This is a genomic window from Citrobacter sp. Cu096 (assembly GCF_030332285.1).
Lineage (GTDB): Bacteria > Pseudomonadota > Gammaproteobacteria > Enterobacterales > Enterobacteriaceae > Citrobacter > Citrobacter meridianamericanus.
The window spans coordinates 895,871-910,920 of sequence record NZ_JAOWID010000030.1 but is presented as its reverse complement, the minus strand read 5'-3'; the positions used below and the strand labels follow the sequence as shown (position 1 = coordinate 910,920).

Sequence of the window (15,050 nt, the reverse complement as noted above, 5' to 3'; positions counted from 1 at the left end):
CATCCCCGGCTTTACATCGCATCCAGCGCTTGCTGAAGCTTCCAGATATAACGCGGAGCCTGCGGCGCCGGATGATTATCCGCAACATGTTCAATAAATTCATCCGGGCTGAGATCGTTGATCTTATTGATGGCTTTTTTCCTGTCGGATGAGAACGTCCGCAGCAGTGCGCCCGCGCCGTTGGCGTACGAGACCACCAGTGCATATTGCATCACCTGCGGATCTTCGATCCCGGCCAGCGGTCCGGTCTCCAGAATGCTCAGGTAGGCGGCCCCCATCGAGATATTGCGCTCTGGATTTTTCAACTCGCTGGTCGACGGCTCTCCGCTCCACCCCATACGACGATAAACATCGCGGCCTGAAGTCGAGGCTTTTAACTGCATCAGACCAATCGCATTAGACTTACTGACCGCATTCGGGTTACCGCCTGATTCAATGGCGATAATGGCGGTAATCAATTGTGGACTGACACCCCAGGCCGCTCCGGCTTTTTCACTGATCGGCATCCATTGCATTGCGCGTTTAACCGGAACTTCAGCATTCCATGGCGGATTTTTGTAATCCTGTTTTGAACTACAGCCCGCAAGTAATACAACCAAAAAAGCAAACCATCTCAATTTCACGTCATCTATCCTTATAGCCGGAACCTGTCGCTGAGGTGACAACGACATACCTACGCGGCATGATATACATTTGGTTTTAGTTGTAGCAAGGAAATGCCATGTCCCGGTTTCACTTAATTGCCCCGTCGGGCTACTGTATCAACCAGCAGGCTGCCTTACGTGGGCTTGCGCGTCTTACTGAGGCCGGTCATCAGGTCGATAATACAGCGGTCATTGCGCGCCGCTGTCAGCGTTTTGCAGGTACAGAAGCAGAGCGTTTGGCTGATTTAAACTCGCTCGTAAATCTGAAATCGCCTGATACCATTGTGATGGCGGTACGTGGCGGCTATGGCGCGAGCCGTTTGCTGGCAGATATTGACTGGCAGGCACTTGCGGCTCGCCAGCAACAAAACCCATTGCTGCTGTGTGGGCACAGCGATTTTACGGCGATCCAGTGTGGTCTACTGGCGCAGGGTAATGTGATTAGCTTCAGCGGCCCGATGCTGGCGGCTAATTTCGGCGCCGAAGAGATGAACCCCTTTACCGAGCTCCATTTCTGGCAAGCTTTACGCAATGCCCAATTTACCCTCGAATGGCAGGGTAACGGCCCCGAGTGTGCGACTGAAGGGACGCTATGGGGCGGAAATCTGGCGATGATCATTTCGCTGATGGGTACGCCGTGGATGCCGGCTATCGAAAACGGCATTTTGGTACTGGAAGACATTAACGAGCATCCGTTTCGCATCGAGCGCATGCTGCTGCAATTGTATCACGCAGGCATACTGGCCCGGCAAAACGCGATTATTCTCGGCAGTTTTAGCGGCAGCGCGCCTAATGATTACGACGCGGGTTACAATCTTGATTCAGTTTGTGATTTTCTGCGCGCCAGATTGTCCGTTCCATTAATCAGCGGCCTCGATTTTGGCCATGAACAACGTACCGTAACCCTACCGTTGGGGGCGAATGCGGTGCTGAAAAATGATAAAAACAGCACTCAGCTCACCTTAAGTGGGCATCCGATACTTAAATCGTAAAAAAAGCGGCTAACAGGGCTAAGTTAAACGCTGTTTCTGTCGTTATTATGTTAGGGTTTGTTAATACGAAACAGCGTAATTCAGGAGTAACCGAACGTTGGATGCCGCAGCAATTATTAGCCTTTTTATTTTGGGTTCCGTTCTCGTCACCTGCAGTATCTTACTCAGTTCATTTTCATCACGTCTTGGTATCCCTATTCTGGTGATATTTCTCGCTATCGGTATGTTGGCGGGCGTCGACGGCGTGGGCGGTATTCCTTTCGATAACTACCCTTTTGCCTACATGGTGAGTAACCTGGCGCTGGCGGTTATCCTGCTTGATGGCGGGATGCGCACCCAGGCCAGCTCTTTTCGCGTCGCTTTGGGCCCGGCATTATCGCTGGCGACCGTGGGTGTGCTGATCACCTCTGGTCTCACTGGCATTATGGCGGCATGGCTGTTTCATCTGGATCTCATTGAAGGGCTGCTGATTGGCGCGATTGTCGGCTCAACCGATGCCGCAGCGGTCTTCTCCCTGCTCGGCGGCAAAGGACTCAACGAACGTGTGGGCTCGACGCTGGAAATTGAATCCGGTAGTAACGACCCGATGGCGGTGTTTTTAACCATTACGCTTATCGCCATGATCCAAAATCACGAGACCGGTTTAAGCTGGATGTTTGCGGTACATATAATCCAGCAGTTTGGCTTAGGCATCATACTGGGTCTCGGCGGCGGCTACCTGCTTCAGCAAATGATTAACCGTATTTCACTGCCTGCCGGGCTTTATCCGCTGCTGGCATTAAGCGGCGGGATCCTGATTTTTGCCCTGACTACCGCGCTGGAAGGCAGCGGTATTCTGGCGGTTTATCTGTGTGGTTTTCTGCTGGGTAATCGCCCAATCCGCAACCGGTTTGGCATTCTGCAAAACTTCGACGGTTTGGCCTGGCTGGCGCAAATCGCCATGTTCCTGGTGCTTGGACTACTGGTTACGCCGTCGGACCTGCTACCTATCGCAATCCCTGCGCTGATTTTGTCTGCGTGGATGATATTCCTTGCCCGCCCGCTTTCGGTCTTTGCCGGACTGCTGCCGTTTCGTGGCTTTAATCTGCGCGAGCGCATTTTCATCAGTTGGGTGGGTTTGCGCGGCGCGGTGCCGATCATCCTCGCCGTCTTCCCAATGATGGCGGGCCTGGAAAACGCGCGCCTGTTTTTTAACGTCGCGTTCTTCGTGGTACTGATCTCGCTGCTGTTTCAGGGAACGTCGCTTTCGTGGGCGGCTAAAAAAGCCAAAGTGGTGGTTCCTCCCGTTGGCTGGCCCGTTTCGCGCATTGGTCTGGATATTCATCCGGACAATCCCTGGGAGCAGTTTGTTTACCAGCTCAGCGCGGATAAGTGGTGTGTAGGCGCCGCGCTGCGCGACTTGCATATGCCAGAAGAGACGCGAATTGCCGCCCTGTTTCGTGACAACGTGCTGTTTCACCCTTCAGGCAGTACCCGCCTGCGTGAAGGCGACGTTCTGTGTGTCATTGGCCGTGAACGCGATCTCCCTGCTCTCGGCAAGCTGTTCAGCCAGTCGCCGCCGGTGTCGTTAGATCAGCGTTTCTTCGGTGATTTCATTCTCGAAGCCAGCGCGAAATATGCCGATGTGGCGCTGATTTATGGCCTGGAAGATGGCACAGAGTATCGCGATAAGCAGCAAACACTCGGTGAAATTGTCCAGCATCTGCTTGGCGCCGCGCCAGTCGTTGGTGACCAGGTTGAATTTGCTGGCATGATCTGGACTGTAGCTGAGAAAGAAGACAATGCAGTGCTGAAAGTTGGTGTTCGCGTGGCTGAAGATGAAGATGAGTAACGTGGATGTTTTTTGCCGGGTGGCGGCGCCGCCTTACCCGGCCTATGAAATGCAATGACTCCATAGGCCTAATCAGTGCAGAGCCATCAGGCACACCGCAAACGTTACACTGTCACAACCGGTACGCGCAGCGCCAGAGAACACATCAACTCATAGCCCACCGTTCCGGCAGAAGTGGCCACGTCGTCAATTTTAATCTCTTTGCCCCACAGCTCCACTGGGGTCCCTATCCCCGCCTGCGGGCACGGCGTCAGGTCTACCGCCAGCATATCCATTGAAACCGTTCCAACCGTACCGGTGCGAACGCCATCCACCAGCACCGGCGTTCCGCTTGGAGCATGGCGCGGATAACCGTCTGCATAGCCAGTCGCCACAATGCCAATACGCTGCTCGCCGCTGGCGGTATAGCGTCCACCGTAGCCCACCCGATCTCCGGCTTTCAACGTCTGTATGCCGATTATCTCGCTGCTCAGGGTCATTACCGGTTTGAGGCCGGTATTGGCAATGTCCCGCCATTGCCCCGACGGCGATGCACCGTACAAAATAATACCAGGGCGAACCCAATCGTAATGCGCTTCAGGGTGCCACAGCGTGGCGGCCGAATTGGACAGCGACCGTTTGCATTCCAGCCCTTCTGTCGCACGGGCAATGCGCGTCATGGCGTCCTGGATCCCCTCCGGGTGCTCCGCATCAGCAAAGTGCGACATTAATGTCATTTCGCCGACATTGGGCATTGCCCGCAGCTGTTGCCAGACTGTTGATACTCTCTCTGGTAAGAAACCCAGCCGGTTCATACCACTGTTCACCTTCAGGTAAACATCCAGCGGCGCGTTGAGGCGCGCATTCTGCAACGCTTTTAGCTGCCAGTTACTGTGCACGCAGGTGGTCAGACGATATTTGTCATACACGATCAGATCATCGGCGTGGAAAAAGCCCTCCAGCATAAGTATCGGGCCTTTCCATCCTCGTTCACGCAGGGTTATCGCTTCCTCAAGATTGAGCATGGCAAAACCGTCGGTGGTGCCCAGCGCATTCCAGACACGTTCAATGCCGTGTCCGTAGGCATTAGCTTTCACCACCGACCAGACGCGGGCGTCCGGCGCTGCCTGGCGGGTAATGGTCAGGTTTTGTTTCAACGCCTGCAGGTCAATGCTGGCCAGTATCGGGCGGGTCATCTCACGTCCTTATCAGTTATGTGCGCCATGTAAATGTCGTGGACGAGACGGAGTAAACCCCGGACTGTAACGCGCCACGCTCAGATCGTCGTAAGGAATAGCCGGCGTGCGACCGGAGAGAATGTCGCTGAGCAACTGACCCGAACCGCAGGCCATTGTCCAGCCCAGGGTGCCGTGCCCGGTGTTAAGCAGCAAATTCTTGAAACGGGTTCGCCCGACCACCGGTGTACCGTCCGGGGTCATCGGACGCAGCCCGGTCCAGAAGGTCGCCTGTTCCACATGCCCACCGCGTGGAAAGAGATCGCGTACAACCATCTCCAGCGTTTCACGACGGGGTTGTAGCAATTCAGTATTGAAGCCCACAATCTCCGCCATGCCGCCAACGCGAATACGGTTATCAAAGCGGGTAATGGCGATTTTGTAGGTTTCATCAAGGATAGTTGAAACCGGAGCACCGTCATCTTGCGCCACCGGAATGGTCAAAGAATAGCCCTTCAGCGGATAGACCGGAATGTCAACGATCCCTTTCAGCATCGCCGTGGAATAGGAGCCAAACGCCATCACATAGGCATCGGCTTTGACTATCTCTTCGCCACACTGAACGCCATAAATCTGCTCGCCATCGCTCAGTAGCTTATCGACCGGGGTGTTAAAACGAAACTTAACGCCCGCCTGCTCCGCCATCAGCGCCAGACGCTGGGTAAACAGCTGGCAGTCACCGGTTTCGTCATTCGGTAAACGCAGACCGCCGGTCAGCTTGTGCGCGACTTCCGCCAGCGCCGGTTCGACTTCCGCCAGGCGGCTTGCTTCCAGGAGCTGATAGGGTACGCCCGCATCTTCGAGCACGGCGATGTCGCGGGTGGCGTTCTCATACTGTTGAGCGGTACGGAACAGCTGTAACGTTCCGCCCTGACGTCCTTCGTACTCGATACCGGTAGAGGCACGCAGCGCTTTCAGGCAATCACGGCTGTATTCAGCCAGGCGCACCATCCGCCCCTTGTTTTCCATGTAGTGGCTGGTGTCGCAGTTGCGCAGCATTTGCCACATCCATTTCAACTGGAACTGCGTCCCGTCGAGGCGAACGGCCAGCGGAGCATGGCGCTGAAACATCCATTTAATTGCTTTAAGCGGTACGCCTGGCGCCGCCCATGGTGCTGCATAACCTGGAGAGATTTGCCCCGCGTTCGCCGCACTGGTTTCCAGTGCCGGACCGGGCTCACGATCAATGACGGTGACATCGTGTCCAGCCTGACTTAAGTACCAGGCGCTGGTCACGCCAACGACACCACTTCCCAGTATGACAACTCGCATAGCCACTCCGTTAACAGTAAAAGAACAATCATCTAATTACATCTTGATAACTCAGTTGAAAATATTATTCAACATATGGCTTTTTTATGGTGACTTATCTCACATATAGCGGTAACAGCGCGGAACTCTTTGCTTTGGCATCTCCTGCTGCGCGTTATTTTTATCCAGCATAAAATTTTGCAACCATGCCATTTTTCGACGCCTCGCTAACGTGAAATCGCAAAGAAAAAATTTCTGCCACAGCACGTTTTTTAACACCATGTTCTATGCTTGAAATGAGGTACTCCAGACAGAGAGTGCCGCCAACAATGAGGGTGCGCGAATGGCTACGATTGATTCCATGAACAAGGACAGCACACGGTTAAGCGATGGACCCGACTGGACGTTTGATCTGCTGGATGTCTATCTGGCGGAAATAGACCGCGTGGCGAAACTCTACAGACTGGATACCTACCCGCACCAAATCGAGGTGATCACCTCCGAACAGATGATGGACGCGTATTCCAGCGTTGGGATGCCGATCAACTATCCTCACTGGTCGTTTGGTAAAAAGTTTATTGAAACCGAACGCTTGTATAAGCATGGTCAGCAGGGGCTGGCCTATGAGATTGTTATTAACTCCAATCCGTGTATCGCGTATCTGATGGAGGAGAACACCATTACCATGCAGGCGCTGGTGATGGCGCATGCCTGCTATGGACATAACTCCTTTTTCAAAAACAACTACCTGTTCCGTAGCTGGACGGATGCCAGTTCCATCGTCGATTACCTGATCTTCGCGCGAAACTATATTACCCAGTGCGAAGAACGCTATGGCGTGGATGAAGTCGAAAAGCTCCTCGACTCCTGTCATGCGTTGATGAATTACGGCGTTGACCGTTACAAACGCCCGCAAAAAATCTCCCTACAGGAAGAAAAAGCCCGGCAAAAAAGCCGTGAAGAGTATCTGCAAAGCCAGGTGAATATGTTGTGGCGCACGCTGCCGAAGAAAGAGGAAGAGAAAAGCGTGGCGGAAGCCCGGCGTTATCCCTCTGAGCCACAGGAAAACCTGCTGTACTTCATGGAGAAGAACGCCCCGCTGCTGGAGTCCTGGCAACGCGAAGTGCTGCGCATTGTGCGCAAGGTCAGCCAATATTTTTATCCGCAGAAACAAACACAGGTGATGAACGAAGGTTGGGCTACTTTCTGGCATTACACCATCCTGAACCACCTTTATGATGAAGGTAAAGTCACGGAACGGTTTATGCTGGAGTTTCTGCATAGCCATACCAACGTAGTGTTCCAACCGCCATACAACAGTCCGTGGTATAGCGGAATAAATCCTTATGCCCTCGGTTTTGCCATGTTCCAGGATATCAAACGTATTTGCCAGTCGCCAACCGAAGAGGACAAATACTGGTTCCCAAATATAGCCGGATCCGACTGGCTGGAAACCCTGCATTTCGCGATGCGCGATTTCAAAGATGAAAGTTTTATCAGTCAGTTCCTGTCCCCGAAGGTGATGCGTGATTTCCGCCTGTTCACCGTACTGGATGACGATCGTCATAACTATCTGGAGATTTCCGCGATTCATAACGAGGAAGGGTATCGTGAAATTCGTAACCGGTTGTCGTCGCAATATAACCTGAGCAACCTGGAGCCGAATATTCAAATCTGGAATGTCGATCTACGCGGTGACCGCTCCCTCACCTTGCGCTATATTCCGCATAACCGTGCTCCGCTGGATAAAGGACGCAAAGAGGTGCTTAAGCATGTGCACCGGTTATGGGGTTTTGACGTGATGCTGGAGCAGCAGAATGAAGATGGCAGCGTGGAGCTGCTGGAGCGTTGCCCGCCGAGGATGAACGGTCTGTAATAATAAAACCCCTCAAATGAGGGGTTTCTAATTAGCGGCCCTGAATGGCTAAGTCGCCCGGCAAGTTCTTCTGCATACGATGCCAAATCTCGCCACTATCGTGACCATAGCGACGCACCGTATCATATACCTGCTCATGAGCACCTTGCTCACAAAGTTCTGACAGCTTACGGTAGAAGCTCAGCGCCAGCGCGCGCGCCTCCGGATTGGCGAAGTAATGACGGCCAATGCGGGTATACAATCCTTTCATGCCATTGAGAATCAAACCATAGATCGGGTTGCCGGAGGCAAATGCCAGTCCACGAAAGATGTTGTAATCCAGATCGGCAAAGGCGTCAGCGTGGTCGGCAACCTGATTTGCCGTTGCCAGGACCTCCTGCGCTTTATCAGGATGCTGGCGAAACGCGGTGCGAATAAAGATTGTCGAAATATTGGTACGCACAGACAGCAGATTATCGATCAGCTGCGGCACACTTTCATGATCGAGACGCGCCAACGTTTCAAGGATATTCAGCCCCGAAGTTTCCCAGAAGTTATTCACCTTCGTCGGTTTGCCGTGTTGAATGGTCAACCAACCGTCCCGCGCCAGACGCTGTAATACCTCGCGTAACGTGGTACGTGTCACTCCAATAAGTTCAGAGAGTTCACGTTCAGCGGGCAAAATAGTGCCAGGTGGGAAGCGGTTATTCCAGATACTTTCAATGATGTACTCTTCCGCGAACCCCGCCGGGCTTTGCGCCTTAATGACCATAGTGATAATTCCATTACACAGCAAAACATAGTTACAGTTATCATACCAGACGGGTCACATAGCTGATAGCTGACGCAATGAAGAAAAAGTGGATCAAGGCTTCATTTTCCAGATAACGCTGAAGTACAACCAGGCTTGCCCGTCACGTGAATAGCTTGCCTGTACTCCCTCCTCCCGCTAAGCTTTGCGGTCAAACATAAAAACATGATTTCATTTTTAAAGGTAGGGAAATCACCATGGAGCTATCATGGGGCCGCGCTATGTGGCGCAATTTTTTAGGTCAATCACCTGACTGGTACAAACTTGCACTACTCATCTTCTTAGTCGTTAACCCGATTATTTTCTTCATTAATCCCTTCATTGCGGGCTGGCTGTTGGTAGCCGAGTTCATTTTTACGCTGGCGATGGCGCTAAAATGCTACCCGCTGCTGCCGGGCGGGTTGTTAGCCATAGAAGCAGTCATGATTGGCATGACCAGCGCTACACATGTGCGTGAAGAGGTTGCCGCTAACCTTGAAGTGCTTTTGCTGCTGATGTTTATGGTGGCTGGCATCTACTTTATGAAGCAGCTTCTGCTGTTTATTTTCACCCGTTTGCTGCTCACTATTCGCTCTAAGGCGTTGCTGTCACTGGCATTTTGCGTTGCCGCCGCCTTTCTCTCGGCATTTCTTGATGCGCTGACCGTCGTGGCCGTGGTGATCAGCGTAGCGGTCGGTTTTTATGGTATCTACCATCGTGTCGCCTCTTCCCGCACGGAAGACAATAATATGCTTGATGACAGCCATATCGATCAGCACCATAAGGTCGTTCTTGAGCAGTTCCGTGGTTTTCTGCGCAGTTTGATGATGCATGCGGGTGTCGGTACGGCGTTAGGCGGCGTGATGACCATGGTCGGCGAACCGCAAAACCTGATTATCGCCAAAGCAGCTGGCTGGCATTTTGGTGACTTCTTCCTGCGCATGTCGCCGGTCACCGTCCCGGTGCTGATTTGCGGCCTGCTAACCTGTGTGCTGGTTGAGAAGTTGCGTTGGTTTGGCTATGGCGATACGTTGCCGGAGACCGTGCGTGACGTTCTGCAACAGTTTGACGATCAGAGCCGTAAGCAACGTACTCGCCAGGACAAAATCAAACTGATTATCCAGGCGATTATTGGTGTCTGGCTGGTGATTGCTCTGGCCCTGCATCTGGCGGAAGTCGGATTAATTGGTTTATCGGTGATTATTCTGGCAACCTCGTTGACTGGCGTTACTGACGAACATGCGATTGGTAAAGCGTTTACCGAATCGCTGCCTTTCACCGCCCTGTTGACTGTGTTCTTCTCAATTGTTGCGGTTATTATCGATCAACAGCTTTTCTCGCCAATCATTCAGTTTGTTTTACAATCCTCCGAACATGCCCAACTGACGCTGTTCTACCTCTTCAACGGCCTGCTGTCTTCTATTTCTGATAACGTATTTGTCGGCACAATTTACATTAACGAGGCCAAAGCCGCGCTGGAACAGGGAACTATCAGCCTCAATCAATATGAACTGTTAGCGGTGGCGATCAATACCGGGACCAACCTGCCTTCCGTGGCCACGCCAAACGGCCAGGCGGCATTCCTGTTCCTGCTGACCTCCGCGCTGGCACCGTTGATACGCCTGTCTTATGGCCGCATGGTGTGGATGGCTCTCCCTTATACCCTTGTTCTGACACTCGTCGGTCTGCTTTGCGTAGAGTTCACACTTGTTCCGGTGACCGAGTGGATGGCCCAAACGGGCTGGTTAGCTACACTTTCATAACAATTAACCGGGCAAATCACTGCCCGGTTTGACTTTTTGCATGATAAATATCCGATTACGCAAATTTTCAATTACCGCTAGTGGCGCATAAGTTGAATTGGTTTAAACTGCGGTCTCTACGCATGTTGCAGGGAAATGATTATGTTGCGATTTTTAAACCAGTGCTCCCGAGGTCGTGGAGCATGGTTATTGTTGGCGTTAACCGCCTTTGCGCTGGAGCTCGTCGCGCTTTGGTTCCAGCACGTCATGCTGCTAAAACCGTGCGTGTTGTGTATCTACGAACGTAGCGCATTATTCGGTGTAATGGGAGCGGGACTGGTAGGGGCTATCGCGCCAAAAACGCCGCTGCGCTATGTGGCGATGGTTATCTGGATTTACAGCGCCTGGCGCGGGTTTCAGTTGGCGTATGAACACACCATGATTCAGCTTTATCCTTCACCGTTTATGACCTGTGATTTTGCCGCCCGCTTCCCGAGCTGGCTGCCGCTGGACAAATGGCTTCCGCAAGTGTTTTTAGCCTCCGGCGACTGTGCTGAACGCCAGTGGTCTTTTTTAACCCTGGAAATGCCGCAGTGGCTGTTGGGGATCTTCGCCGCCTACCTGGTGGTCGCCGTGCTGGTAGTCATAGCGCAGCCGTTTAAACCGAAAAAACGTGACCTCTTCGGTCGCTAACAGAGACGCGCATTCGGGAGCGTTAAACGTTGGTTTAACGCACTGTAATATAAAACATCCGTAAGACGTCCATCTTAGGTACAGAAAGCTCACAATGTCACCGTTGTGAGCTTTTTTTACCGGTTAAGAGAATATGTCGTCGTAATGGCTTTCGTATGAGTTTGCTGCAATCAGTCAGCACGAGTTCAACAACGGCTTACAATCTGATTCAAGCGAAGAGCTTAAGCTCGGCATACTAATACGTCGTTGAGAGTAACTTTCCCCCGCAACGGCTAGCCCGGTAAAACTCGCGCTGCATCGAATGCCGATGATCAATTTTCTGTAACAATTTTCCGTTATAAGTGATCTACCCCTCAATTTGGAATCTTTCTACTAGTTTATCTACCCGAGTAGATCTATTAATTTGCAGTAAAAATGCAATATCTACCCGAGTAGAATAGATAAAGTTAAAGCGCGCGCAATTATTGGCAGATAACGTCAAGGAGTTCTTATGAACACGCATTCATCCTCTGTACCCGTAACTGACGGTCAGCAAGCCGCACAGCAACGGTTGGAAACACCTGAAGGACGCCGCGAATTCTGGCGAGCGGCATTATCTTGTTGGCTGGGCACAACAATGGAATATGCCGATTTCGCTCTGTATGGCCTCGCGGCTGGCATTATATTTGGCGACATCTTTTTTCCCGAAGCAACGCCTGTTATGGCGCTGTTATCCAGCTTCGCAGCCTATTCCGTTGGGTTTATCGCCCGTCCCATCGGCGCGCTGTTATTCGGCTGGATCGGCGATCGTCATGGCCGAAAAATTGTGATGGTTATCACTATCGGGCTAATGGGCGTATCAACCATGTTGATCGGTTTAATTCCCAGCTACGCACAAATTGGCGTTTGGGCGCCGGTGTGTCTGGTTATTTTACGATTTTCCCAAGGGCTGGGCGCCGGTGCAGAATTGTCAGGCGGCACCGTCATGCTCGGTGAATATGCCCCTGTTAAACGCCGCGGTCTGGTCTCTTCGATTATCGCCCTGGGTTCAAATAGCGGTACGTTGTTGGCCTCATTGGTTTGGCTCATCGTGCTGCAAATGGATAAAGACACCTTATTAAGTTGGGGGTGGCGTATTCCTTTTCTTTGTAGTTTCCTTATCGCCGCCACCGCCCTCTTTATACGGCGTCATATGCGTGAAACGCCGGTATTTGAACGTCAAAAAGCACTCCTGCAGGCCGAACGAGAGAATGCGCTTCGTAAAGGTGAGGAGATGCAGCAGCACGACACACGTAGTTTCTGGCAACGCACCCGTGCGTTCTGGACTATGGTCGGATTGCGTATCGGCGAAAATGGTCCCTCCTACCTGGCACAAGGATTCATTATTGGCTATGTTGCCAAAGTGCTGATGGTTGATAAATCGGTCCCCACTTTGGCGGTTTTTATCGCTTCAATTCTGGGGTTTGCCATTATTCCACTAGCAGGTTGGCTTTCTGATCGGTTTGGAAGACGTATCACCTATCGTTGGTTTTGTCTGTTGCTTATCCTGTATGCATTCCCGGCATTCATGTTGCTGGATTCCCGCGAGCCGTGGATTGTTATCCCAACAATTATTACGGGAATGGGACTCGCTTCCCTGGGAATTTTTGGGGTTCAGGCGGCATGGGGAGTTGAACTGTTTGGTGTAACCAACCGTTATACCAAAATGGCTTTCGCAAAAGAGCTGGGATCCATTATGTCTGGCGGTACGGCCCCACTCGTCGCCTCAGCGTTACTCTCGTTTTACGGCCACTGGTGGCCTATTGCCCTCTATTTTTCGCTCATGGCTGCTATTGGACTAGTGACGACTTTCTTCGCTCCGGAAACGCGCGGTCGCGATCTCAACCTGCCGGAGGATGCGATTTGAGACCTGAGAGCGTGGGATGCGCGTTCTTTACCAAAGATTTTTGGGTCATAACACCTTATGCTGGCTGGCAAAACGAACACTCTGAACAAAATCAGGTTGGTGCCTTATGACTCAATCACATTCACAACGTGTAACCCGCTCCGATGTCGCGAAAGAAGCAGGAACGTCTGTCGCTGTAGTGAGCTACGTTATTAATAATGGTCCGCGTCCGGTGGCCGAAGCGACCCGACAACGCGTATTGCAGGCCATAAAAAAGACGGGATATCGACCCAATGGTATAGCGCGAGCCCTCGCTTCAGGCAGTACACATACTTACGGGCTCATTGCTCCTGACATATCGAACCCGTTTATTGCCTCAATGGCACACGCCCTGCAACATGAGGCATTTGCTGATGGCAAGGTGCTTCTGCTTGGTGATGCGGGTGATAATAGCGGACGTGAACGAGAATTGATTAATAATATGCTGAATCGTCAGGTTGATGGACTTATCTATACCAGTGTAGATCGGCATCCCTATATTGAGCTGATTCAGGATAGCGGTACGCCTTGTGTCATGTTGGATCGTGTAGATCCCAGTCTGAATGTGAGTGTGATTCAGGTAGATGAACAGCTAGCAGCCAGACAGGTCACACAACATCTTATTGATCACGGTTACCGTGACATTGGCATAATTTGTGGTCCACGTGAAATGTTGAACACGCAGGATCGTATCAAAGGATGGCAGTTAGCATTGGAGGAATCCTCGCTCTCTGTCAATCCCTCCTGGATCTTTTCGACTAACTATACCCGTGCCGGAGGCTACGAGGCGACGAAACGCATGTTACAAGGAGTGCCTCCACGCGCGCTGTTCGCTACCAATGAGCAGCAAGCGCTTGGGTGCTTACGGGCACTGGCAGAACAAGGGCTCCACGTTCCACAAGATGTGGCTTTGGTCTGCTTTAACGCAACACAGGAATCGGCTTACAACGTACCTTCCCTAACCGCCGTTCGACAACCGGTAGACAAAATGGCCCGGGCGGCAATCGATATGTTGAAAAACTGGAATGGAGAAGTTCGCCGCATTGAATTTGAGTTTTTTTTACAAGTGGGAGAGTCGTGTGGCTGCCAGGGACATGAAGTACAATCCGAAACCAGATAAACGTGAATCTATGCGTGTGATTATCGATTGCGATCCAGGTAATGGGATTCCCGGTGCCAATATCGATGATGGCCTCGCGCTGGCACTCGCCATTGCCGCACCGCAAATCTCTCTGGAAATGATCACCACCGTAGCCGGAAATACACCGGTTGAGGTTGGATATGCTGTAGCCAAAGACCTCGTAAAAAGACTGGATGTCCCAATCCCTGTCTATTGTGGCGCCTCACGTGCACTCAGAGAAGATCCTTTGCCATGGAGAGAAAAGCTCGATCATGGTGTGGAGCACTTTGGCTTACGCCAACTCTGGGAAGATGTTCCCACTCCTCAGGCATCTCGCCACGCCAAACCTATTGCGCCTGAAGCGATCGGTGAGCTGATATGTCACAACCCCGGCGAGATAACTCTGATTGCAACGGGTCCGCTTACTAATGTGGCTATTGCGCTGCAACTCTATCCGCAGCTTATTCATGCGGTAAAAAAGATTGTGATTATGGGCGGTGTGTTTAACGTTCCAGGGTATATGAAAGACACCAATTTTGGTTTGGATCCAGAAGCAGCCCATGCCGTGCTGACCAGCGGAGCGCCAGTAACATTAGTTCCTATGGATGTCACAACAAAAACGCAGATGCTCCATGCTGATTTAGATCGTCTGGCTTCGGCAGAAAACGTTCTGGGTCGTTATCTGGAGCAAACTATCCGTCCATGGATTACGTATTCTATGCGCACCCGAAATCTGCCCGGATGCTGGATACACGATGTGCTGACAGTCGCCTGGCTGCTTGACTCCTCTCTCGCTACAACCACAGAAGACTTTCTGGATGTCTCGCTTGAAGGACTGACCCGCGGTATGACCTGTCGCTATGGACGTAACACATTACGTCTCGACGTGGGAATACCTGAGCCCAAAGGAGTAATGATAGAAATTCTTCAGTCTGTTGATAACCAAAAACTTCTTTCACTGATTGAACACTATATCCATCGCTATCATGTGTAGCATGCCGAAACAGGAAAGAAT

At 51.8% G+C, this 15,050-nt stretch carries 12 protein-coding genes; 8 read left to right on the top strand and 4 right to left on the bottom strand.

What is annotated here, in order from left to right; translation table 11 throughout:
* Positions 1-11 precede the first annotated feature (11 nt).
* Positions 12-623 (bottom strand): membrane-bound lytic murein transglycosylase EmtA, encoded by a 612-nt coding sequence (gene emtA / locus OGX99_RS18720; RefSeq protein WP_151225551.1) that lies wholly within the window; start codon positions 621-623, stop codon positions 12-14.
* A 98-nt stretch (positions 624-721) separates the two neighbouring features.
* Here emtA and ldcA point away from each other — a divergent pair, with 98 nt between their 5' ends.
* Together ldcA and OGX99_RS18710 are read left to right on the top strand one after the other, a co-directional pair.
* Complete coding sequence (gene ldcA / locus OGX99_RS18715) at positions 722-1,636, top strand: muramoyltetrapeptide carboxypeptidase (RefSeq protein ID WP_286539811.1); 915 nt, start codon at positions 722-724, stop codon at positions 1,634-1,636.
* Positions 1,637-1,733: 97 nt separating this feature from the next.
* Positions 1,734-3,467, top strand: a complete 1,734-nt coding sequence (locus tag OGX99_RS18710; RefSeq protein ID WP_286544656.1) for a potassium/proton antiporter — start codon at positions 1,734-1,736, stop codon at positions 3,465-3,467.
* 104 nt (positions 3,468-3,571) lie between these two features.
* On the opposite strand, the gene dadX is transcribed toward OGX99_RS18710, so the two are convergent.
* Positions 3,572-4,642 (bottom strand): catabolic alanine racemase DadX, encoded by a 1,071-nt coding sequence (gene dadX, locus OGX99_RS18705; protein ID WP_151219439.1) that lies wholly within the window; start codon positions 4,640-4,642, stop codon positions 3,572-3,574.
* A 12-nt stretch (positions 4,643-4,654) separates the two neighbouring features.
* The gene (locus tag OGX99_RS18700) at positions 4,655-5,953 is read right to left on the bottom strand and encodes a D-amino acid dehydrogenase (protein ID WP_043016065.1); all 1,299 of its coding nucleotides are present in this window, start codon (positions 5,951-5,953) and stop codon (positions 4,655-4,657) included.
* Positions 5,954-6,275: 322 nt separating this feature from the next.
* Here OGX99_RS18700 and OGX99_RS18695 point away from each other — a divergent pair, with 322 nt between their 5' ends.
* Entirely contained in the window at positions 6,276-7,808 is a 1,533-nt protein-coding gene (locus OGX99_RS18695; protein WP_187252304.1) for a SpoVR family protein, read from the top strand.
* Between the two features lie 31 nt (positions 7,809-7,839).
* On the opposite strand, the gene fadR is transcribed toward OGX99_RS18695, so the two are convergent.
* Positions 7,840-8,559, bottom strand: a complete 720-nt coding sequence (gene fadR, locus OGX99_RS18690; protein WP_252837660.1) for a fatty acid metabolism transcriptional regulator FadR — start codon at positions 8,557-8,559, stop codon at positions 7,840-7,842.
* 236 nt (positions 8,560-8,795) lie between these two features.
* Between fadR and nhaB the strand changes: the two genes are divergently transcribed.
* The 5 genes from nhaB to OGX99_RS18665 all read left to right on the top strand — a co-directional run bounded on the left by nhaB (position 8,796) and on the right by OGX99_RS18665 (position 15,029).
* Positions 8,796-10,340, top strand: coding sequence for a Na(+)/H(+) antiporter NhaB (nhaB, locus tag OGX99_RS18685; RefSeq protein WP_286544655.1), 1,545 nt, complete (start codon positions 8,796-8,798; stop codon positions 10,338-10,340).
* Between the two features lie 141 nt (positions 10,341-10,481).
* On the top strand, positions 10,482-11,012 hold the full coding sequence (gene dsbB, locus OGX99_RS18680) for a disulfide bond formation protein DsbB (protein WP_151219442.1): 531 nt from the start codon (positions 10,482-10,484) through the stop codon (positions 11,010-11,012).
* Positions 11,013-11,502: 490 nt separating this feature from the next.
* Complete coding sequence (locus OGX99_RS18675; protein ID WP_151219443.1) at positions 11,503-12,897, top strand: MFS transporter; 1,395 nt, start codon at positions 11,503-11,505, stop codon at positions 12,895-12,897.
* A 106-nt stretch (positions 12,898-13,003) separates the two neighbouring features.
* Complete coding sequence (locus tag OGX99_RS18670) at positions 13,004-14,035, top strand: LacI family DNA-binding transcriptional regulator (protein ID WP_151219444.1); 1,032 nt, start codon at positions 13,004-13,006, stop codon at positions 14,033-14,035.
* Positions 14,010-15,029 carry a nucleoside hydrolase gene (locus OGX99_RS18665; RefSeq protein WP_247605002.1) on the top strand — a complete coding sequence of 340 codons (1,020 nt, stop codon included), beginning with the start codon at positions 14,010-14,012 and terminating at the stop codon, positions 15,027-15,029. The genes OGX99_RS18670 and OGX99_RS18665 overlap by 26 nt, the downstream gene beginning before the upstream one ends.
* Positions 15,030-15,050: the final 21 nt, after the last annotated feature.